This window comes from Streptacidiphilus pinicola (assembly GCF_003258295.1).
GTDB lineage: Bacteria > Actinomycetota > Actinomycetes > Streptomycetales > Streptomycetaceae > Streptacidiphilus > Streptacidiphilus pinicola.
The window spans coordinates 105,963-125,718 of sequence record NZ_QKYN01000040.1; the positions used below are offsets into that span (position 1 = coordinate 105,963).

At 70.7% G+C, this 19,756-nt stretch carries 17 protein-coding genes; 8 read left to right on the forward strand and 9 right to left on the reverse strand.

All coding sequences use genetic code 11. The features are described from left to right. Positions 1–3 precede the first annotated feature (3 nt). From DN069_RS11445 to DN069_RS11460, 4 genes are all read right to left on the reverse strand, one after another. Entirely contained in the window at positions 4–1,182 is a 1,179-nt protein-coding gene (locus tag DN069_RS11445) for a PP2C family protein-serine/threonine phosphatase (protein ID WP_424556277.1), read from the reverse strand. A gap of 97 nt (positions 1,183–1,279) precedes the next feature. Then, positions 1,280–1,654, reverse strand: coding sequence for a hypothetical protein (locus DN069_RS11450; RefSeq protein ID WP_111500809.1), 375 nt, complete (start codon positions 1,652–1,654; stop codon positions 1,280–1,282). Positions 1,655–2,008: 354 nt separating this feature from the next. Beyond that, positions 2,009–3,307, reverse strand: coding sequence for a DEAD/DEAH box helicase (locus DN069_RS11455; RefSeq protein WP_111500810.1), 1,299 nt, complete (start codon positions 3,305–3,307; stop codon positions 2,009–2,011). A gap of 335 nt (positions 3,308–3,642) precedes the next feature. Further along, positions 3,643–3,846 carry a cold-shock protein gene (locus tag DN069_RS11460; protein ID WP_111500811.1) on the reverse strand — a complete coding sequence of 68 codons (204 nt, stop codon included), beginning with the start codon at positions 3,844–3,846 and terminating at the stop codon, positions 3,643–3,645. Positions 3,847–4,282: 436 nt separating this feature from the next. On the opposite strand from DN069_RS11460, the gene DN069_RS11465 reads away from it, so the two are divergent. Both DN069_RS11465 and DN069_RS11470 read left to right on the forward strand, forming a co-directional pair. Next, the gene (locus DN069_RS11465) at positions 4,283–4,618 is read left to right on the forward strand and encodes a hypothetical protein (RefSeq protein WP_111500812.1); all 336 of its coding nucleotides are present in this window, start codon (positions 4,283–4,285) and stop codon (positions 4,616–4,618) included. Between the two features lie 133 nt (positions 4,619–4,751). Then, on the forward strand, positions 4,752–5,024 hold the full coding sequence (locus tag DN069_RS11470; protein ID WP_111500813.1) for a hypothetical protein: 273 nt from the start codon (positions 4,752–4,754) through the stop codon (positions 5,022–5,024). 77 nt (positions 5,025–5,101) lie between these two features. On the opposite strand, the gene DN069_RS11475 is transcribed toward DN069_RS11470, so the two are convergent. Then, positions 5,102–6,241, reverse strand: coding sequence for an SPFH domain-containing protein (locus DN069_RS11475; RefSeq protein WP_111500814.1), 1,140 nt, complete (start codon positions 6,239–6,241; stop codon positions 5,102–5,104). Between the two features lie 303 nt (positions 6,242–6,544). Continuing rightward, complete coding sequence (locus tag DN069_RS11480) at positions 6,545–7,024, reverse strand: DUF5994 family protein (RefSeq protein WP_133259894.1); 480 nt, start codon at positions 7,022–7,024, stop codon at positions 6,545–6,547. 343 nt (positions 7,025–7,367) lie between these two features. Here DN069_RS11480 and DN069_RS11485 point away from each other — a divergent pair, with 343 nt between their 5' ends. The 4 genes from DN069_RS11485 (at position 7,368) to DN069_RS11500 (ending at position 9,251) form a co-directional block, all read left to right on the forward strand. Then, positions 7,368–7,961 carry a DUF5994 family protein gene (locus DN069_RS11485; RefSeq protein WP_111500816.1) on the forward strand — a complete coding sequence of 198 codons (594 nt, stop codon included), beginning with the start codon at positions 7,368–7,370 and terminating at the stop codon, positions 7,959–7,961. A 283-nt stretch (positions 7,962–8,244) separates the two neighbouring features. Next, entirely contained in the window at positions 8,245–8,775 is a 531-nt protein-coding gene (locus tag DN069_RS11490) for a DUF5994 family protein (protein ID WP_111500817.1), read from the forward strand. Positions 8,776–8,846: 71 nt separating this feature from the next. Next, positions 8,847–9,035 carry a hypothetical protein gene (locus DN069_RS11495; RefSeq protein ID WP_111500818.1) on the forward strand — a complete coding sequence of 63 codons (189 nt, stop codon included), beginning with the start codon at positions 8,847–8,849 and terminating at the stop codon, positions 9,033–9,035. 12 nt (positions 9,036–9,047) lie between these two features. Further along, complete coding sequence (locus DN069_RS11500; protein ID WP_111500819.1) at positions 9,048–9,251, forward strand: hypothetical protein; 204 nt, start codon at positions 9,048–9,050, stop codon at positions 9,249–9,251. 30 nt (positions 9,252–9,281) lie between these two features. Here the strand turns inward: DN069_RS11500 and DN069_RS11505 are convergent, their stop codons facing one another. The 3 genes from DN069_RS11505 to DN069_RS11515 form a co-directional block, all read right to left on the reverse strand. Further along, a complete protein-coding gene (locus tag DN069_RS11505) occupies positions 9,282–11,387 on the reverse strand; it encodes a SpoIIE family protein phosphatase (RefSeq protein ID WP_111500820.1) in 2,106 nt (701 codons plus the stop codon). A gap of 175 nt (positions 11,388–11,562) precedes the next feature. Continuing rightward, a complete protein-coding gene (locus DN069_RS40885) occupies positions 11,563–14,367 on the reverse strand; it encodes a ricin-type beta-trefoil lectin domain protein (protein WP_207892122.1) in 2,805 nt (934 codons plus the stop codon). Between the two features lie 57 nt (positions 14,368–14,424). Beyond that, positions 14,425–16,824, reverse strand: a complete 2,400-nt coding sequence (locus tag DN069_RS11515) for a ricin-type beta-trefoil lectin domain protein (RefSeq protein ID WP_111500821.1) — start codon at positions 16,822–16,824, stop codon at positions 14,425–14,427. 225 nt (positions 16,825–17,049) lie between these two features. On the opposite strand from DN069_RS11515, the gene DN069_RS11520 reads away from it, so the two are divergent. After that, positions 17,050–17,721 carry a formylglycine-generating enzyme family protein gene (locus tag DN069_RS11520; protein ID WP_111500822.1) on the forward strand — a complete coding sequence of 224 codons (672 nt, stop codon included), beginning with the start codon at positions 17,050–17,052 and terminating at the stop codon, positions 17,719–17,721. 206 nt (positions 17,722–17,927) lie between these two features. Then, positions 17,928–19,751: a glycoside hydrolase family 15 protein gene (locus DN069_RS11525; RefSeq protein WP_111500823.1), complete on the forward strand. Its 1,824-nt coding sequence runs from the start codon at positions 17,928–17,930 to the stop codon at positions 19,749–19,751. Positions 19,752–19,756: the final 5 nt, after the last annotated feature.

Consider the following 19,756-nt stretch of genomic DNA (forward strand, 5'->3'; position numbering starts at 1 on the left):
CTGTCACAGACGCAGGACGACCAGGGCCGTGTCGTCGGTGGCCCCCGGGGTGGGGAGGAGATCGAGCAGGAGTGCGTCGGCGATGTGGTCCGGTGGCAGGGTGCGGTGCGCCGCGAGGGAGCGGGCGAGGCGGTCGAGGCCGGTCCCGATGTCCTCGTGGCGGCGTTCGATCAGTCCGTCGGTGTAGAGGACGAGCGTGTCCCCGCTGGTGAAGGCATGGCCGGCCTGGGGGCGGGGCACGTGCTCGGGACGGGCGCCGAGCGGCGGGTCGGTGGCCTGGTCGAGGAAGACCACGGTTCCGTCCGCGCGCGCCAGGGCGGGCGGGAGGTGCCCGGCGCTGCTGTAGGCCAGGGTGTGGCTGGTCCAGTCGATGTGGACGGACGCGGCCGTGGTGGACTCGGCGCCGTCGACCGCGCGGGCGTACAGACCGAGCACGTCCAGGGCCTGGGCCGGTCCGGCCGCCACCCGGGAGGCGGCGCTGAGCGCGCTGCGCAGCTGTCCCATCACGCACGCGGCGGCCAGTCCGTGCCCGACCACGTCGCCGACCGCCACCGCCATGCGGTCACCCGGCAGCTCGACCAGGTCGTACCAGTCCCCGCACACGTTCAGCGCGCCGACGGCAGGCCGGTAGCGCACCGCGGCCTGGTGGTGGTCGGCCAGGTGCGGGACCGGCAGCATCGCCTCCTGCAGCGCGAGCGCGATCTCCCGCTCGCGGGCGTGGGCCAGCCGCAGCCGCTCGTTGACGTCCTGCAGTTCCCGGGAGCGGGTGTACAGCTCCGCCTCCATCACCTGCGACCGGCCGCCGGCTGCCGCCCGGCCGCGGGCGTGGATGAGCTCGGTGACGTCCTCCACCCGGTGCACCAGCAGGACGACGTGGCCCTCGGCGTCCAGAATCGGCGCGTTGATCGGGCTCCAGTAACGCTCCTCCCACTCACCGGGGCGCTGCGACGACTGCACGTCGTACCGCTGCAGGGCCATCGTGTCCCGCTCCCCGGTCGCGAGCACCCGGCGCAGCGACGCCTCCAGGTTCCGCACCCCGGTGGCCGTGCGGTCGTTCGGGTTGTCGGGGAACACATCGAACAGGTAGCGGCCGATCAGCTCCTCCCGGCTGCGGCCGGAGTTGCCCACGAAGTCCTCGTTCGCGTCCGCGTACACCAGATCCGGCGTCAGCAGCGCCACCATCCCCGGAAGCGCCAGAAACACCGCCTGGTAGTCGATGCCTCCTTGGCTCACCTCACGCCCCGTTCACCCGACCGGCCGCGCACACGTTCCGCGCGGATCAACGACGGTCGGTCTCGCGCAGGACCACCAGGCGCACGGTGCCGTGGGCGGAGGCGCGTTCGCTGTCCGGCGACGTCTCGTACACGGTGCCGACGTGCTTGCGGATCACGTCGAGCAGCGCCAGGTCCTGGGAGACGAGTTCGATCCGGGCGATGCCGTCCGAGGACGGCAGCGGCCGGGTCTGCTCGCCTTCCCGGGGCACGGCGAGGTCCCCGCCGAGCAGGCCCGGGGCGCAGGCCTCCCGGACCAGGTCGGCGATCCGTCCGGCAGTCCCGGCATCCGCGGTGATCCGGACGTCCAGGACCGTGCCGGCCACCGGACTGTTCTCCCGAACCGAGAGCCGTGTCTCCACCTGGTCGGCGTTCGTACCCATCCGGTCTCCTGTCATGGCGTCCCCGGTCCAGGGTGCCGCCGGGCGCGGCCGGTCGCATCCGGGGAAATATGGCTGGGCCGGTCACCCTCGCCGGGGGTGAGCCAATTCCATCCTGCACCCGAAGCAGCATCGAGGCGGCAGGGCACGCGCGTTCTTCCTGCGCGCGGGCCCAGCAGGCCGCCCGAGCGCTCGTCACCGACGGTCCCGCAGGCCCCTTGGCGGCGGCACCTCGCCATCACCTCCACGTTCGGACCCGGCACACGCCTACCACCGGTGCCGGTGGCTGAGCGTCCTCTCTCGTGCGGCTCTCCCTGGCAACCGCGACCACGCGCCCGAGGCCGTGCTTGTCGTGTGTCACCCGGTTGCCGACTGCGAACTGTCCGGGGGCTGGTGCAGCGGGGTGCGTGAACGGGCTGCCGGGCAGAGGGCGTCGCTCAGCTCTCCTGCTCCGACGCGGGCCTGGACGGCGTGCGGGCTGATGCCGGCCCGTGCCATCAACTGGGCGACGGCGCGACGCTGGTGGGGCAGGACCAGGGTGACGACCGTGCCCGATCCGCCGGCGCGCGCGGTGCGTCCTCCGCGGTGGAGGTAGTCCTTGTGGTTGCCGGGTGGGTCGACACAGACGACCAGGCCGAGGTTGTCGACATGGATGCCGCGGGCGGCGACGTTGGTGGCCACCAGCGCGGTGATCTGTCCCGCCTTGAAGAGTTCCAGCGTGCGCGAGCGCTGGGCCTGTGACTTGCCGCCGTGCAGGGCGTCGGCACGTATTCCGCCGTCCAGGAGCCGCTCGGTGAGCTGGTCGACCGCGAGACGGGTCTCCACGAACAGCAGCACCCGCTCCTCGCGGGCTGCGATCTCGACGACGACGGCCTGCTTGTCCGTCAGGGTGATCTCGAGGACGTGATGCTCCGTCGCGGCGAGCACGTCGGCCGACGGGTCCACCACATGCACGACCGGATCCGTCAGGTAGCGGTCCACCAACTGGTCGACGTCGCTGTCCAAGGTGGCGGAGAACAGCAGGTGCTGGCTCCCGGACGGAACCTGGTCGAGCAAGGCGGTGATCTGCGGCAGGAAGCCCAGGTTGGCCATCTGGTCCGCTTCGTCGAGCACCGTGACGGCGACCCGGTCCAGAACGCAGTCGCCGCGCTCGACGAGATCCGCCAGCCGGCCCGCGGTGGCGACCACGACCTCGGCGCCGCCGCGCAGGATGCGAGCCTGGCTGCCGATCGACCGGCCGCCCACCACGGTCGCCACCGTGAGCCGCAGCGACCGGGCATAGGGGGCGAGCGCCTCAGCCACCTGCTGGGCCAGCTCCCTGGTGGGTACCAGGATCAGGGCACGAGGCCGCCGGGAAACGCCGCGCTGCCCGGCGGTCCGGGCCAGCACGGAGAGCCCGAACGCGAGCGTCTTTCCGGACCCGGTGCGCCCACGCGCGAGCATGTCGCGCCCGGCGAGGCTGTCGGGGAGCGTGGCCACCTGGATCGCGAACGGCGCGGACATCCGCTGACGGGCCAGTTCCCTCACCAGGGCCGGCGGCAAGCCCAGATCCGCGAAGGACGTGGCGACAATCGCCGGAGTGGCCGGGGCCGGACTCGCGGAGTCGTCCGGCCCGGCGAGCGGCGTTTCGTTGTTCAAACTGTGTGTACGGTGCATGCAGATCCTTCCTCGGGCAGGCGCTTCGAGGAATTCACGGCCGCCGACTGCGGTGCGAATTGCAGCAACGAACGGAACAACGGAAACGACGCCAAAAGCGACGGTTTCTCTTCACGTGAAGTGGAGCCTTGCGCACAGGACGACGAGAACGTCTCCGGCGCTCGACGGCGGGGCCAGACGGCGCTCCAAAAAAGCGGAGCGCAGGTTCGAGGGGTTCACCCGGCGGCCGAATCCGGGCGTCTCGGGCGGGTACATCGCCCACCGGCGAAAAGCCGACGCGGCCGGGGCCCGCACCCCCGTGGATGCGGGCCCCGGCCGCGTCTGACGCGTCAGTGTCAGGCCGGGATGATGTTCTCCGCCTGCGGACCCTTCGGGCCCTGGGTGACGTCGAAGTTCACCTTCTGGCCCTCCTGGAGCTCACGGAAGCCCTGGGTGGCGATGTTCGAGTAGTGGGCGAAGACGTCGGGACCGCCGCCCTCCTGCTCGATGAAGCCGAAGCCCTTTTCCGCGTTGAACCACTTGACCGTACCGGATGCCATCTTGAATCTCCTTCAGGGGCAATACCCGGGAACCGCACTGTGCGGACCCGCGGTCGCCGCGATGATTGCCCCGTCCGGATGCACCGGAAATACAGAAAGCGCGCCGCTCGGCCCTGAAGCGGACCGGGCGGGGACTTGAAGTTTTTGGGAACCACAACTGCAACTGATATCGACAGTAGCACGGAATAGCTTCCAACCGTCGGTCATCCGAAGAGGACGTCACCGGGCCACCACCGGACGGCCCTAGTCAGACACCCCCTCCGTGCGCCAAGCTGCTTCCGAAGGCCCACGGCAAGCACGCGCCATGCAGCGCTCGCGTTCTCGTCAGGACGGCTCCCGCCGACGCTCGAACGAGAAGGTGCCCCATGTCCCACATTCCACGCAGTCCCGGCCGGGTACGCGCGCCTCGCACCACCCCGCCCCCGGCTGCGCTCCGGTGACCTCCGACGGCGAAGCGCAACTCCGGGCCGATCGGCTGCTGGTAGCGGAGGCTCACGACGTCGCCGAGGGCTGGCACTTCCTCACGGTGGAGAATCTCGCTCCCAACGGCCGCGCCGACGCCTTGCTGTACGAAGAGGCTCTCGACGCCTTCGACCGCGCCGTCGGCACCCGTGAGTGCCGGCACCGCGGCCGCGTGCACGGCCTGACCTTCGGCATCCGCGGCGACCATGCCGAACAGCGCATCGCCTGGCTCCGCAGACGTCTGGAGGCCCTCAGGCCACCGGCCCTGCCGGGCTTCGGCACCTGGGACATCCGCGACGGAGCACGCTGACGTCGGGACGGACGCGCCCGTCCGACGCGCCGCACCGGAGCATGACCGCACCATTCGCACGACCGACCCCGCCCAGCCGGGCGGGAACCCGACATCGGCCACCGCCAAAGCGGTCCGTGAGAGAAGGCCACGCATGCGGGACCCCTACGACTCAGGCGAGTTCGACATCTACACCATGCAGGACCACCAGACCCGTCAGCAGGCCCGCCTACTGGTGGCCTCCCGAGCGCAGGGCGCGAAGGACTGTCACGATCTCCTCCGCGCCCTGGACCTGATCGATCCCCACGCCACAGGCATCATCCGCCAGTGCCCCCGCTGCGGCACCCCGCACCAACGCTGGGGCAACAGTGCGCGCAGCCGCTTCTGCTCCGCCGGCTGCGCCGACACGCCACCGGACGGCGCGTAGCACGACAGTCCTGATCCCCTCAGCCGGTCCTGCGCCGCAGCCCAGCCAGACAGGCGGCCTCCGGATCTGCTGGAGTGTCAGTCCACCGGCCCGAGGTGCCGTGCGCGCGCTGCTCCCTCGCCGTCCGGGAGGGAGCGGGAGGTACCGAGATTCTGCCGGACCGAGTCCAGGATCGTCAGGCCCTGTCCGACCAGCCCCGCCGCGATCTCACCGAGGCCGTCCGCACCGTTCAGCACGTTCACGTTGGCGCCGGCCAGACCGCCCGCCGCCTCCTTGACGATCAGCGGCAGCTGGTCGATCAACATCCGGTCCAGCGCGACGCGGTCGTTGGACGCCGCCGCCTCCGCCTGGATCTTCATCCGCTCGGCCTCGGCCAACGCCAGCACCCGGATCCGCTCCGCCTCCGCCTCCGCAGGCCGCACGACCTCGGCCACCAACTGCTGCTGACGCAGTTCCGCGGCGCGCTGGGCCAGCTCGGTCTGCGCCGTCAGCACCTCCTGCTGCGCATGCGCCGCGGCCAGCGGACCCGCCTGCGCGGCCTGCGCCTGGGCCCGGTCGACCTGGGCGGTGTACTCGGCCTTCACCACCGCCGTCTGGCGGGCGTACTCGGCCTGGTTCCGGGCAGCCGCCTGCTCCGCCTCGGCCGAGGCCTGGGCGGCCTGGGCCTGGGCGATCTTCGCCTGCCGCTGGATCGCGGCCTGGTGCGGAGCCGCCATCGCCGCGATGTAGCCGGTCTTCCCGTCGTCGATCGACTGGATCTGCAACGAGTCGACGATCAGGCCGATCTTGGCCATCTCCGCCTTCGAGGTCTCCAGCACCTCCGTCGCCAGCTTCTGGCGCTCCGTCACGATCTCCTCGACCGTCATCGACCCGATGATCGAACGCAGGTGACCGGCAAAGATCCTCCCCGTCAGCACCGACATCTGATCCTGGTCGGACAGGAACCGCTGGCCCGCGTTGACGATGCTCTCCTTGTCGTTGCCCACCTTGAACGCGATCACCGCCCGCACCGTCAACGCGATGCCCTGGTGGGTGACGCAGTTCTCGTCGACCTCCGCCTCGCACATCGCCAGTGTCAGGAACCGGGTCTTGCGGAAGACCGGCGACACGAACGCGCCGTGGCCGGTGACGACGCGGAACGGCGCCGTCCCCATCCCCCGCCGGCCCCCGGAGATCAGCATCGCCTGGTCCGGAGCGGGAACTCGATAACCGAACATGGTCATCTCCTCTGGCGACATCACCCCCGCAGGATCCGATCGGGCCGCCAGGTGGCGATCCGCTCCTCCGGGCGACGCTCGCCTCGAGGTCCACGATCGAACCTCGGCGCCACGTCGCCCCGGGCCGAAGGGGAATCCACCCTGCGCGGGCATGCCGATTCGGAGATCAGAGGTGTGTCCCTTCCATCGTGCACCCGAACGAGCACCGATACGGCAGGGCAGCGGCACATACTTTGCCTGAACAACACATGCGGCCACGGGCACCCGACGACCGTCGGCTGCGAGCGTCCGGCGGTCCGCGGGTCACGCCGCGGATGTGATGCCGGTCTTGACGAAGATCTGCCGGGCCGAGTCCGATGCCCCCGCCAGCACCGCCGCAGCCATGGCGGCCTGGGCAGCCGCGGGGTCCGTGTCGGGAGGGACGACCAGGAGCAGGAAGTGGTCGTGGTCGCCTCGGGTGAGGATCACTGTGTCGTCGCCGACCGGGAACCAGTCGATGTGGACGACGCGGTCGTCCACGATCATCCGCCCCGGCACCTCGTCCCATGCGGCGGCGTCCAGGCCCACCCGCTGGATCGGCCCCACGGACTCCGCCACCGCCGTGATCAGCGCCGGAAGCTCCGCGGCCAGGTGGCGCGAGCGCGGCCACCAGGCACCGTCGTGAGCCCCCAGCCGGGAGGCGGTCGTCTCCAGCCGCAACACCACCGCGCCGGGCGCGTGCGGCCAGTCGTTCGTGTCCGGCAGCAACCTTCCGGCTGCCGGTGTCGAAGGATCGACATTCATGGAACACCGCCTGTTCGCCGCGGACCACCGCGCCCGAGGGCCGACGCCTGTCGGCCGACCGGCAGGCATGGCGGCCGGGAGGCCGACCCGCCGAGCCGCTGCGGGGCCCGCTTCCACGCTACTCCGCCGCGGGCGGAGCAGGGTGCCGCTGTCGGGCTGCGCCGGGCCCAGGCCAGGAAGCCGTCCTCCCCCGGCTCCCGCGTCCTGGTCGGTCCTTTCCGGCCCGGCGCGGAGTAGGCTGAGGGTACCGAGGGTCTTCCGAACACCGGCTGCAGTGCCCCTGTCGTTCTCGGCGAACGCCGACACCGGGCCTGCGCGCAGGCCCGGGGACAGGACACGCACGATGACCGTGTCGCTCCTTCGACCGCCCTCCTCCCTCGTCCCCCCACCCCGGACGGAATCTCCCCCGCTGCGCCTCGCCCTGCGGCACGCCGCAGGCAGCGGCCCCTCCGTCGGCGCCCTGGACGGCGCCTGGTGGCCCCGCTCCGACGACCTCCTGCGTGAACTGCCCTCCCTCGTTGCCGTGTTGGACCGAGAGTGGGGACGCATCACGAGGGTCGACGTCAACCCGACCACATGGCAGCCCCTGCCGCGCGAGGTCCCGGCCCAGGCACACCTGGTCAAGGTCGGCCGGTTCGCCGAGCAGGACCCGCACAAACTCCTGCTCGTGTCCTACCGCACCGGCCGCTGGGACCTGCTCGTCATCCCACCGCACACCGGCCAGGCGTCCGCCGGCCGGCTGATGGCCGCCGCCTCCGACCCGGCCGGCGCACCCTCCGCCAGCGCTCTGATCGCCGCCGAGGGGAGCCGTTTGGACGGCAACCCCCCGTCCCGCGACACCGGCGCAGAAGCCGCGTGGGAGTCCGAGGGCGGCGCACCCCTGCCGGTACCGCTGTCCATGCCGATCGGCCGGGTCCACGTGTCCCGGGGGCGGTGAGAACGGTGGCAACGCTCTTCACCATCCTCGTACTCGCCGCCATGATCAGCGCCTGCGTGCTGTTGATCCAGCTGGCCAACGCCAGGACAAAGCACCGTCCCTGACGACCGGCCGCCGAACGAACGCATCGCCCGGCGAACGCACAGCCCGACCGGGGCCCAACAGCGCCTGCGCAGGAGACGCCGCCCACCCACGGTCGCCGTCTCGATCCGGCCCCCACAGACCCCGGACCCGAAACCAGACCCCGGCCCCGAAACCGAGAACCGACAAGGCGGTCAGCATCATGAGTACGTACACCCGCGCAGCACTCTCAGCCGCGCCGCAGGCCCGGCCTTCGCTGCGGCTGGCCCTGACCCCCGACGGTCCGCGGTCCCGACTCAGTGGCGCCTGGTGGCCGCACTCACGCAACCTCAGTGAGCAACTCCCCGAGCTGATCGCGGAGTTGGACGGCGTCTGGGGCCGCATCACCCGGGCCGCCATCCAGGACACTGCCTGGACCCAGCTGAGCCACAGCGTCCCGGCCGGAACCCACGACGTACGAGTGAACTGGTACGACCACTCCCAGGATCCCGACGCGATCACCCTCTTCTCGTACCGCATCGGGGAGTGGGAACTGCTCGTGGTGCCGCCGGAGAGCTCCCCTTGGCGAGCGAAGCAGCTCATGACCGCCGCAGCGCGCCCGAACAACCAGCGGAGCGCCCGGGCGCTCCTCGCCGACGGCTCCACACCCCCCGCTGCCACCGTGCCACGCGATCACCTGCACATCCGCACCCGCCGTGCCCGCAACGCGGAACCCGCTGCTTCTGAGGGCTGAGTGCCACCGCTCGCGCTCCGGCGCACCACGACTCTCTGACCTCAGGCAACAACGACGAGGAGCACCCCACCATGCCAACCCCGGCAGTCGTCATCACCACCTTGACGAGCGACACCTACCACGCCGGTGAGGACTGCAAGATCTTCCTTGCGGACCGGGACATCGCACGCACCGACGAGGGCAGCGCCCCCGACGTCATCCTGGTTCCGCTCGGCGAGGCCCTGGCCCACCGCCATCCGTGCCTCGGATGCCTGCGCTGAGAGCGAGTCCCCATGAAACCGCAGGTTGACCCCTATCGGCCCGCCATCGTGCGCTTCGCCGGCGAGGTGGAGGTGGACGGGCGGAAGTTCAGCGACAACATGCGCCTGGCCGTCTGGATCCAGGACGCGTGGATCCATGTCCGCGTCCCCGACGAGGAGTCCCCGCACTACTCCCTGCCTGTACATGCGGTGGCAGGCGTGCACTGGGAGGACTGACGCTCCGGCAGATGACCGGTCAACGCCACCTCACCACTGCTGAACCTGGTGCGGTCCCTGCCGCGGCTCTGCCTCGGCGACAAGGAGAGCCACGTCGTCATCCCCCTTCCTGCCGGGCAGGACGGCCAGGAGCTTGTCGCAGACCTCGTCGAGAGGCAGCCAGGGGCCGGTGAGCTGGTCCAGGAGCGCGTTCAGGCCCACGTCGATGGCCTGCTCGCGTTGCTCGACCAGACCGTCGGTGTAGAGGAACAGCCGGGCTCCGGCGGGCAGGTCGACGCCGGTGGTGGTCAGCGGGACGTGGGCGGCGGCGCCAAGGGGGGCGCCCGGGGGCAGGTCGAGCAGGATCGCCGGCCTGTCCGGCCGGTGGAGGACCGGCGGCGGATGCCCGGCCAGGGCGATGCGACACCGCCCGCTGACGGGCTCGTGCAGTACGCACACACAGGTGGCGATCGTCTCCTCCAACTCTTCGGTGAGTTGGTCGAGCTGACGCAGGATCTCGGCCGGCTCCAGACCGAGACGGGCCATGGTGCGGCCGGCGGTGCGTAGTTGGCCCATGGTCGCGGCGGCGTTGATGTCGTGGCCCATGACGTCGCCGACGACCAGGGCGGTGGCGCCGGCTCCGAGCGGGATGACGTCGAACCAGTCGCCGCCGGCGTGGCCGGGAGCCCCCGCGGGCTGGTAGCGGGAGGCGAGGTTCAGGCCTGGCACGTGCGGTGGGATCTGCGGGAGCAGGTGGCGTTGCAGGGCGGTGGCGGCATCGCGCTGGGTCTGGTACCAGCGGGCGTTGTCGATGCAGACGGCGGCGCGGGCGGCGAGTTCCTCGGCGAGTAGGACGTCGTCGGCGTCGAACGGCACCGGGTTGCGGGCCCGGACCATGTCGAGGACGCCCAGGACCTCGCCGCGGGCGGTGAGGGGCACGGCCAGGTAGGAGTGGACGCCGGCGCGGGCGAGGGCGGCTGCGGCCTGTTCGTCGCGTGCGATGCGCGCAAGGTCTCCGGGTCGCACGTGCGGGATGTGCACGGGCCTGCCGGTGGTCGCGCTGCGGGTGACCAGCCGGTCGGCCGCGTACCGGCTGATCTCACCCACCGGGTCGGCTGCGCCCGCCGCTTCGGTGGGGTAGGCGGCCTTGACGGCCAGCGCGCGGAAGTCCGCCGGGCCAGTGGGGGTCAGGTGGGCGCTACGCGCCTGCAGGACCGCGTCGAGGATGTCGATGGCGGTCATGTCCGCGAGGTCGGGCACGACGGTGTCGGCCAGCTCTCGGGCGGTCCGGCCCAGGTCGAGGGTGGTGCCGATGCGGGCGGACGCCCGGGCGATCAGCGCGAGTCGGCGGCGGGCCTGGGCGGCCCGCTGGTCGGCGCGGTGCTGCTCGGTGACGTCCACGATGGACAGGGCGACGCCGATCACTCGGCCGCCGGCTGCGTCGAGCCGGTAGTACGAGACCAGCCAGGCGTGCTCCGCGCCCGGGTCGGCCGGGGTACTGCCGGTGGTGAACTGCTCCAGCAGCGGTGTTCCCGTGGACAGGACCTCGCGCATCACGGCCTGGATCGCCTCGGCGTCCAGGAACGGCAGCACCTCGGCGACGGTGCGACCGAGATGCAGGCGGGCGGGGATGCCGTTGATGTGCTCCAGCGCCGGGTTGACCAGTACGTACCGCAGGTCGGTGTCGAGCACGGCCAGCCCGATCGGCGACTGGGTGACGAGCCGGGCGGACAGGGCGAGGTCGCGTTCCACTCCGCGCACGACGGACTCGTCGGCGGCGATACCGAGCGCGTACCGGGCTCCGTCCTTGTCCCGCAACCGCATGTTGCGGAACTCCACCAGCCGTGTCGAGCCGTCCTTGTGCCGGATCGGGAAGACACCCGCCCAGCTGTCCCCGCTGGCCATGACCTTGGCGAACAGCTCCAGGATGAGCGGAACGTTCTCCTCGGCGACCAGCAGCTTCGCCGCGTACCTGCCCAGGGCCTCGTCGGCGCTCCAGCCGAACAGCTCACGGGCTTGCGGACTCCACAGCACGATCCGGCCTTCGCCGTCGAGGAGAGCGGCTGCGACGCCCAGCAGGTCGAGCAGCCCGCCCGGCAGCGACGGGCCGATGGGCTCCGGGTCTCGTCCGGACAGGTCGGCGTCCGAGGCACTCATCCCTGCCCTCCCTCCACTTGAGCCCGCTCGCGGAAGAGGCCGACGGATCCGTGCCCCCGATCGGTTGGTCGAGGGCACCGACCAGATCCTCTCCATCGTCACCCGTCACCGCCCACCCGGCAGGTCGGACAGCGTCCGGCACGGTTGCGGGCGCCGCGCCGGTCCGGTCGGACGGTCAGGGTAGGTGCCACTGCTGGTTGGCGGAGGCCGAGCAGTCCCAGATGATCAGCTGAGTGCCGGCCGGGCCGGCCCCGGAGTCGTCCAGACACCTGCCGGACTGCGGGTTCTTCAGTGTCCCGTCGGCCTGGGCCTGCCAGACCTGGTTCGCGCCGCCGTTACAGTCCCACAGCTCGATCTTGGTGCCGTTGGCCTTCCCGCCGCCGGTGATGTCCATGCACTTGCCCAGCGTGCGCAGGGTCCCGTCGGTGCCGACGGTCCACTGCTGGTTCGCCGCGCCGGAGCAGCCCCAGACCACGATCGGGTTGCCGTTGCTGGTACTCGCGCCGGAGTCGTCGACGCACAGGCCGTTGATGCCGGTGATCGGGCCGGCGGGCCCGGTCCTGTCGATGCCGATCCGGACCGTGCCGAGGTGGCTGACGGTCGTCGCGGGGACCCCGGTGAGCTGGGCGAAGGTCATGCCGGACACCGGCGCGGCCACCGGCTGGACGAGGTAGGAGTTGCCGGCCGTGGTCGGGATCGAGAACTGGGACGCGGTCGTCGGGGCGACCACGACGGTGGACTCGTCGGTGCCGTCGACGACCTCGACGCTCTGTCCCGGCCAGGGGTTGCGCATGGTGACGATACCGGTGGAGCCGGCGTGGATGCCGACGGTGCCGATCACGCCGCCGTGGACCTGGACCGAGACGGTGCTGCCGCCGTGGATGTACTCGGTGCCGTCCGCGTCCCAGCCCGGGGGCAGGGCGGGTGCGATCCGCAGCAGGCCGTCGTAGTCCTGGACCAGTGACTCGTTGACGGCGAGCGCGACGTTGGCGGCCTGCTCGATGTAGGGCTCCGTCTCGTTGGTCTTCCCCCAGAGGTCGCCCATGCCGTCGGGGTAGGCCTGGTAGGCCTGGGTCAGCGCGGAAAGGTCGGCGTCGACCGACGAGCCGAGGCCCAGGCGGGCGGCGTCGACGGCGTCGAAGCTCCAGTCGTTGGCGTGGACGTTGACCCGGTTGGTGTAGGTGCGCTGGGCCAGGGAGGTCAGCGAGGAGTTGTCGCCCACCAGGCCGTAGGGCCAGACGGCTTCGAGGTCGTCGTTCTCCGAGTTGTTGACGGCGGCGGTGGGCTGGGAGGACTGGCCGAGCACGTCGGTGCCGGAGGCGTCGGCGGAGGCGGTCAGGTTCTGCTGGTGGGTCGCGGCATCGGTGCGCGGGTAGTCGGGGATCTGCCCGACCGCCGTCTGGAGTTGGGAGACGAGCGACGCGTCGGTGTTCAGGGTCTGTGCGGCGGCGACGGTGGCGGGGAACAGCGCCTTCATCGCGTCGATCATGTTGACCGGGTCCTGGACGTTCCACTGGTTCTCGTGGACGTTGGCCACCGCGTGGCGCTTGCCGTCGGCTCCGACGGTGGTGTACGCGAGCAGAAACTCACTGGCCTGCTGCATCAGGGGGTAGTTGGCGGCCAGGAAGTTCCGGTCGCCGGTGGTGAGGTACTGCTGCCAGACCCACAGGCCGATCTCGGCGCCGGAGGAGACGGTCCGGCCGTTCCAGGTGCTCAGGGCCTGGTCGCAGGAGGCGTCACTGAAGGGGCTGCTGTCGTCCTGGAAGCCGTTGCCGTTGAAGCGCATCGTCTCCGGCACACAGATGCCGGGGAGGCTGCTGCCCATGTACGTCTTGGTCCACGCCTGGATGTTGGCCAGGTTCGAGGTGTAGAGGTTGAACAGACCGGCATTGAGTGCGGACGCACCGGCGCCGATGTTGGCGGCGACCTGGCCGCGCAGGTTCCAGAACCAGTAGGCGGCCGGGTACCAGTTCTGGGTGTCCTGCGAGAAGTTGAACAGGTCGCCGACCCCCGCCTGCGAACCCGGCAGGGGTCCGCGGGACTCCTCGGCGGTGGTGAAGTAGTACAGGGTGCGCAGCTTCTCCATGTAGTTGGCCGTGCCGTCGGCGGAGGAGAGCTTCACCAGCCCGAGGTTGGCCCAGTAGCTGTGCCACCAGGCCAGGTGGCCCGCCTCCAGCGAGGCCGAGGTGGCCGAGGCGTCGGTGCCGAGCAGGGTCGACGCCGTGGCGGCCGCGTCTCCCCCGGTCCACTGCGGGCTGCCGACGATCACGCGGAAGCTGCCGTCGGAGTTGGGGGTGAAGCTCACCTTCACCGTCTGGGAGTCGGCCACGGACGCGCTGACGTTGCGTCCGCCGGCGGTGAGCGCCGCGAGGGTCCCGAAGGTCTTCCCGGACCCGGTGGTGGCGTTGTTGTCCGCCCAGGTCTCGGCGAGCGTGGCGACGCTGCCGGAGGCGGCGGCGGTGGGCGTGCGCCCCGACCAGAGGTTGACCGTCGCGGACTGGGCGGCGTTCGGGTTGGCGCCGGTCACGTCCACGACGAGTTCGTCCTTGTCGGCGCGGACGTAGACGGTGGCCGTCATACCGCCGCCGGACTCGCGCAGCACGCCGTCGTAGGGGTCCACGACACCGGAGAAGTCCGAGGCGCCGGTGATCTGCGACAGTCCGGGGATCTGCACCCAGCCGGGCGACTTGCGGCCGGGGAAGGTGTCGGCCCGGTTGAGCTGGGCGGTGAAGCCGTTCGCCGCCCACACGGCCGCCCCGAGGGTGCCGTTCCCGAGCGGCATCGACTGCTGCGCGGCCGTGTTGGGTCCGGCGAGCACGATGTCGGCCTCGCGGACCAGGTTCGCGGCGTCGACCGAGAACGCTCCGTTGGTCCAGGCGGTGGAGGTCGACGCCGCAGCGGCACTCCCGGGCGACCAGACTCCCATCGGCACGCACAGTGCCAGGGCGGCGAGCGCCCCCGTGACCGTTCTCTTCCGCACGAGCGGATCCTTTCCTGGGGTCGAGGCGGTGGCAGTGGCAATTTCTCCGGGGAGCCGTCAGGGCAGCTTCCACTGCTGGTTGGCGCCGCCGTTGCAGTCCCAGATCTCCAGCCGGGTCCCGTTGGTGACGCCGGCGGCGGGGTCGTCGAGACAGAGCCCCGACTGGGTGCCCTTGAGGGTGCCGTCCGGCTGGGGCGTCCACTGCTGATTCGGGCCGCCGTTGCAGTCCCACAGCTCGACCAGCGTGCCGCCGGTGGTGCCCTGGCCGGTGACGTCGAGGCACTTGCCGTCGTGCGTGAGGGTGCCGTTGGACCAGGTCCACACCTGCGAGGCGGCGCCGTCACAGTCCCAGAGCTGCACCGCCGTGCCGTCGACGGCGGAGTCGCCCGCGTCGTCGACGCACTTGCCGGGCAGGGCGGAGGTGATGGGGCCGACATGCGGCGGGGCCGGAGTGCCGGGGGTGAGCTTGAAGTTGTCGAACTCGTCCGTCTGGTATCCGGTCACGCCGAGCCCGGCCTGGCCGTTGGTGAAGCTGCCGTCGGTGGCGCTGCCCACGACACGGCCGTCGATCTCGGCGGTGAGGGTGGTGTCCTGCATCGTGAGCGAGACGGTGTGCCAGCGACCGGTACCGAGCGCGGTGGCGGTGCCGCTTGCGAGCGTGGTGAAGTTCCAGTCGGTGTCGCTCTTGTCGAGGGACCAGGCGCCGGTGTCGCTGACGCGCAGGTGGTAGGCGTTCAGGCCGTTGTTGTTGCGGCCCTGCTGGTTGACCCGGCCCAGGAGTTCGATTGTGCTCGACTGCTCGAAGAGCGTGTCGGCGGAGACGGTGTAGTTGGTCCAGTCACCGTCTCCCATGATCGTGTAGGGCGCGTCGTAGGGCTCGTCGGTCCAGCGGATCGGCGTGCTCGCCGCCATCTGCCGCAGGCAGGTCCCGGCCCGGCCCCCGCCACAACGGACGGTCTGGAAGGCGCCGTTCATGTCGGTGAAGTACTTCGGGGACGTCGTGGTGGCGGGCTTCTGGAAGGTGTCCGCGTAGGGCAGCCCGAGCGGTGCGGAAGCCGGGGAGGTGGCGGTGCCCTTGCCCTGGCCGGGCGTCGTGGTGACGGTGTAGACGTAACCGGGCTTCAGCGTGAGTGCGTAGTGACCGTGGCTCGGGGTGATGTCCTGAGTGTGGACGAACCAGTCCGCGGAGCGGTTCGAGCCCAGGTTCGTGGCCCAGACGTGGACCTTGCCGGTGGACAGGCCGCCGGTGACGGTGAGGCGCGCGGTCTGCGCGGCGGTGGCGTCCACGGTCTCGATGACGGTGCTGTAGTCGTGCTTGTCCGGGGACTTCAGCGTGACGTAGCTGCCGTTGGCGCGGTCGCCGCCGAGGTAACCGGAGGCGGCGTCGATGTAGTGCCAGCCGGGCCGGGCGAACTGGGTGGTCTGCGCGGTGACCCAGGTGGTCGAGCCGATGCTGTAGTGGCCGGACCAGGGCTGGTTCGCGATCGACATGCCGTCGGAGGAGAAGGACAGGTTGGGGTAGAGCGCGGCGATGACGGGCCAGTTGATGTAGGAGGTCATCCTGCCGTCGATGTAGTCGCGGTTGATCGCGCGGGCCACCGCCGGGGCGCCGGCGTTCGCGTCCTCGGAACCGTTCTCGCTCGCCCAGAGCGGCTTGCCGAGCGTCTGGGCGTTCGCGGTGCTGGGGCAGGCGGTGAACGCGCTGTTGTATCCGCAGGGGTAGTGGACGCCGACGATGTCGACGGCCTTCTTGAACGCGGGGTCGGCGGCCATGGCGTCGGCGACCGACCAGTCGCTGTCCGCGGCGACGATCTCGGTGGCGGCGTAGCCGTGGGAGACCAGGGCGGCCTTGAGGTGCTCGTACCAGGTCTTGTCGTAGCCGCGCTCGTTCCAGCCGCCGAGGTAGCTGACCGTCAGGTGGTGCTTGGCGGCACAGCCCATCCAGGACATCAGGTAGTCGATGGTGTCCTGCGACCAGAAGTTCCCTGACCCGCCGTCGATCCAGCCGGGCGCGCCCCAGGCGAGGCCGTAGAACCTGATGTGCGGGTTGCGGGCCTTGGCCTGTTCCGCGAGCCACCACTCGTAGCCGTTGTCGCAGTCGACGACGCCCTTGGTGTGCTCGATGCTGGGCTCGGCGCCGTCAGTGGAGTTGGTGTCGCCGCCGATCTCCAGTTTCAGCGTCTGCAACGAGGCGCCGTAGCCGGGCTTGAACAGGTAGTCCAGCAGCTGGTTACGCTGTCGAGGCGGATAGTCGGCCAGCAGGCGGGAGTTGCCGCCACCCCCGGAGATCGCACCGACGCCGTCGAACGCCAGTCCCGGCTTGGTGCCGTCGACGGTGATGGTGGGGGAGGTCGGGGCTGCGGCTTGGACGCCGGGCGCGGCCCCCAGGGCGCCGGCGACGGCGAGGGCCGCGCTGAGCGCGACGCGACAGAAGAAGGGCAGGCTTCGGTGACCCATGGGTTGGTCTCCCGGGTGAGGAGGACGGTCGGGGGCCCGCGCACGGGCGCGGTGGTGCCTGGTGCACACGTCGTCTTACGGGTCGGGCTGGCATCCGCGTTCAGTTCTGCTCAATATGGTTGGCTTCTGAGCATGCGTCAACACAATCCACCAAATCTGCGCAGCGCCGGTGACCCTCCAGGTCACCCCCCGGCCCGCCCGTGGGCCTCGTAGGATCTCCTGATCGTGGACGTCTTTACGGGGAAAGAGCTGGTCGCCATCCCGCCGGGAACGGTGACGCTGTCGGACCGGAGGACGCAGCGCAGTTGGCCGGTCGAGCTCGCGGCCTACCAACTCGGGGCGTTCCCGGTCACGCAGGCGTTGTATGCACGGATCACCGGCGAGCGCCCGAGTACCGCACACGGGGACCGGCTCCCCGTCGAGTGCGTCTCCTGGTGGGACGCGGCGCGGTTCTGCAACGCCCTGTCCCTGGCCGACGGGCTCGTGCCCGCGTACACCTTCGACGCCGGGGGCGAGGGTGTCGAGTGGGACATGTCCGCCGACGGGTACCGCCTGCCGACCGAGGCCGAGTGGGAGCACGCCTGCCGTGCGGGTACGGCAGGACCGCGTTACGGGGACCTGGACGAGATCGCGTGGCATCGCGGAAACGCGCACGAGCGCGTCCACGACGTGGGTGGCAAGCGCCCTAACGCGTGGGGTCTTCACGACATGCTCGGCAATGTCTGGGACTGGTGCTGGGACGTCTACGACGCCGAGGTCTATGGCACCTACCGGGTACTGCGTGGCGGCGGTTGGTTCGACGAGCACTGGAGCTGCCGGGCGTCGGCACGACGCCGGAGCCACCCGACCTTCCGAGTCGACGATGTCGGATTCCGCATCGCGCGGTCCCTTGTGTGACGCCCTCTGCATCAGTCCTGGAGGCGAACTCACCCGTTTGGACGTAACAGATCGGCATGCCCTGCTGGACCCCGCGGGGCGGACCGGGCTACGGGGGCTGTCCAAGCAGTCGGACGGACCCGAACGCGGGGGCGAGCGCGGCGCGAGAGGCGGAGGCGTGGGACGCGTCAGATAGTGAAGAGGGGATTCCCTTCGATTGGACGCTCATGGACCGCTACCCTCCGATTGCCGAGCACGGGCTGGTGGGCGACCTGCAGACTGCCGCCCTGGTTTCCTCGCAGGGAGTCGTCGACTGGTTCTCCGCTCCCCGGTTCGACTCCCCGAGCATCTTCGCCGCCCTGCTCGACCACGACAAAGGCGGCTACTTCCGTATCTCGCCGGACACGGGGCACGAGTCCCGCAAGCAGCTGTACTACCCGGACACGGCCGTCCTGGTCACCCGGTTCATGTCGCCGGACGGCGTCGGAGAGGTCCTCGACTGCATGGATCCGGCGGGTTCCGAAACCGTCACCGACCGGCACACCCTCCTGCGCGCGATCCGCTCGGTCCGGGGCACGGTCCGGTTCACCATGGAGTGCCGTCCGCGCTTCGACTACGGCCGTGCCACCCACGACCTGGACCTCACACCTGACGGAGTGGTGTTCCGGGCCCCTGAGATCACCGCCCACCTCCAGGCCACCTTCCCCGTCGAGCGCGACACCAACGACGCCGTCGGCACCGTGACCCTCCACCAGGGCGAGACCGCGGTCGTCCTCCTCACCGTGTGCAGCCCCGTCGGGCCCCCGCCGCCCCCCGTGACCACGGCCGAGGCGGAGGAGAGGCTCTGGGGGATCGTCGACCACTGGCAGCGCTGGACGCGCGGATCCCGCTACCGCGGCCGCTGGCCGGACATGGTCAACCGGTCCGCCATCACCCTGAAACTGCTCACCTACGCACCCACCGGCGCCCCGATCGCCGCGGCGACGATGGGCCTGCCCGAACAGGTCGGCGGGGAACGCAACTGGGACTACCGGTACACCTGGATCCGCGACGGCTCCCTGTCGATCCGGGCCCTGCTCGACCTCGGGTTCACCGAGGAGGCGACCGCGTTCACCCACTGGATCCGCAACCGGCTCATGACCGAACGGGAGCAGGGCAGCAAGGAAGCCCTCAAGATCATGTACCGGGTCGACGGGGAGCCCATTCTGACCGAGGAGATCCTCGAGCACTTCGAGGGATACCGCGGCTCCTACCCGGTGCGGGTCGGAAACGCGGCCGCGGACCAGCTCCAACTCGACATCTACGGCGAGGCGCTCTACGGCCTCTCCGAGGGCCGGACGGTCGCCATGCAGGCCGACTACCGCGGCTGGAGGGCCCTCGCCGACGCGCTCGACTGGCTGGCCGACTCCTGGGACCGGCCCGACGAGGGCATCTGGGAGACCCGCGGCGGACGCAAGGACTTCACCTACAGCCGGGTGATGTGCTGGGCCGCCTTCGACCGCGGACTGCGCATGGCCACCCAGTTCAGCCGGCCCGCCGACACCGAACGCTGGACCAAGGCCCGGGACACCATCCTGGAGCAGGTCATGTCCCGCGGCTGGAGCGAGACGGACAAGGCCTTCGTCCAGCACTACGGCGCGGACGCCGTCCTGGACGCCTCACTGCTGCTGATGCCCCGGGTGGGCTTCGTGGCGCCCCGGGATCCCACGTGGCTGTCCACCCTGGACGCGATGGACCGCACGTTGGTCTCGGACAGCCTCGTCTACCGCTACGACCCAGCTGCCTCCCCCGACGGTCTGCGCGGTTCCGAGGGCACCTTCAGTCTGTGCACCTTCCTCTACGTGGACGCGCTCGCCCGTTCCGGCCGCCTGCGCCAAGCCCGCTACACCTTCGAGAAGATGCAGACCTACGCCAACCACGTCGGCCTGTTCGCCGAAGAGGTCGGCCCCAGCGGCGAGCAACTGGGCAACTTCCCGCAGGCGTTCACCCACCTCTCGCTCATCACCGCCGCCACCACCCTGGACGAGGCCCTCGACAGCATGACGGGGTGACGCCC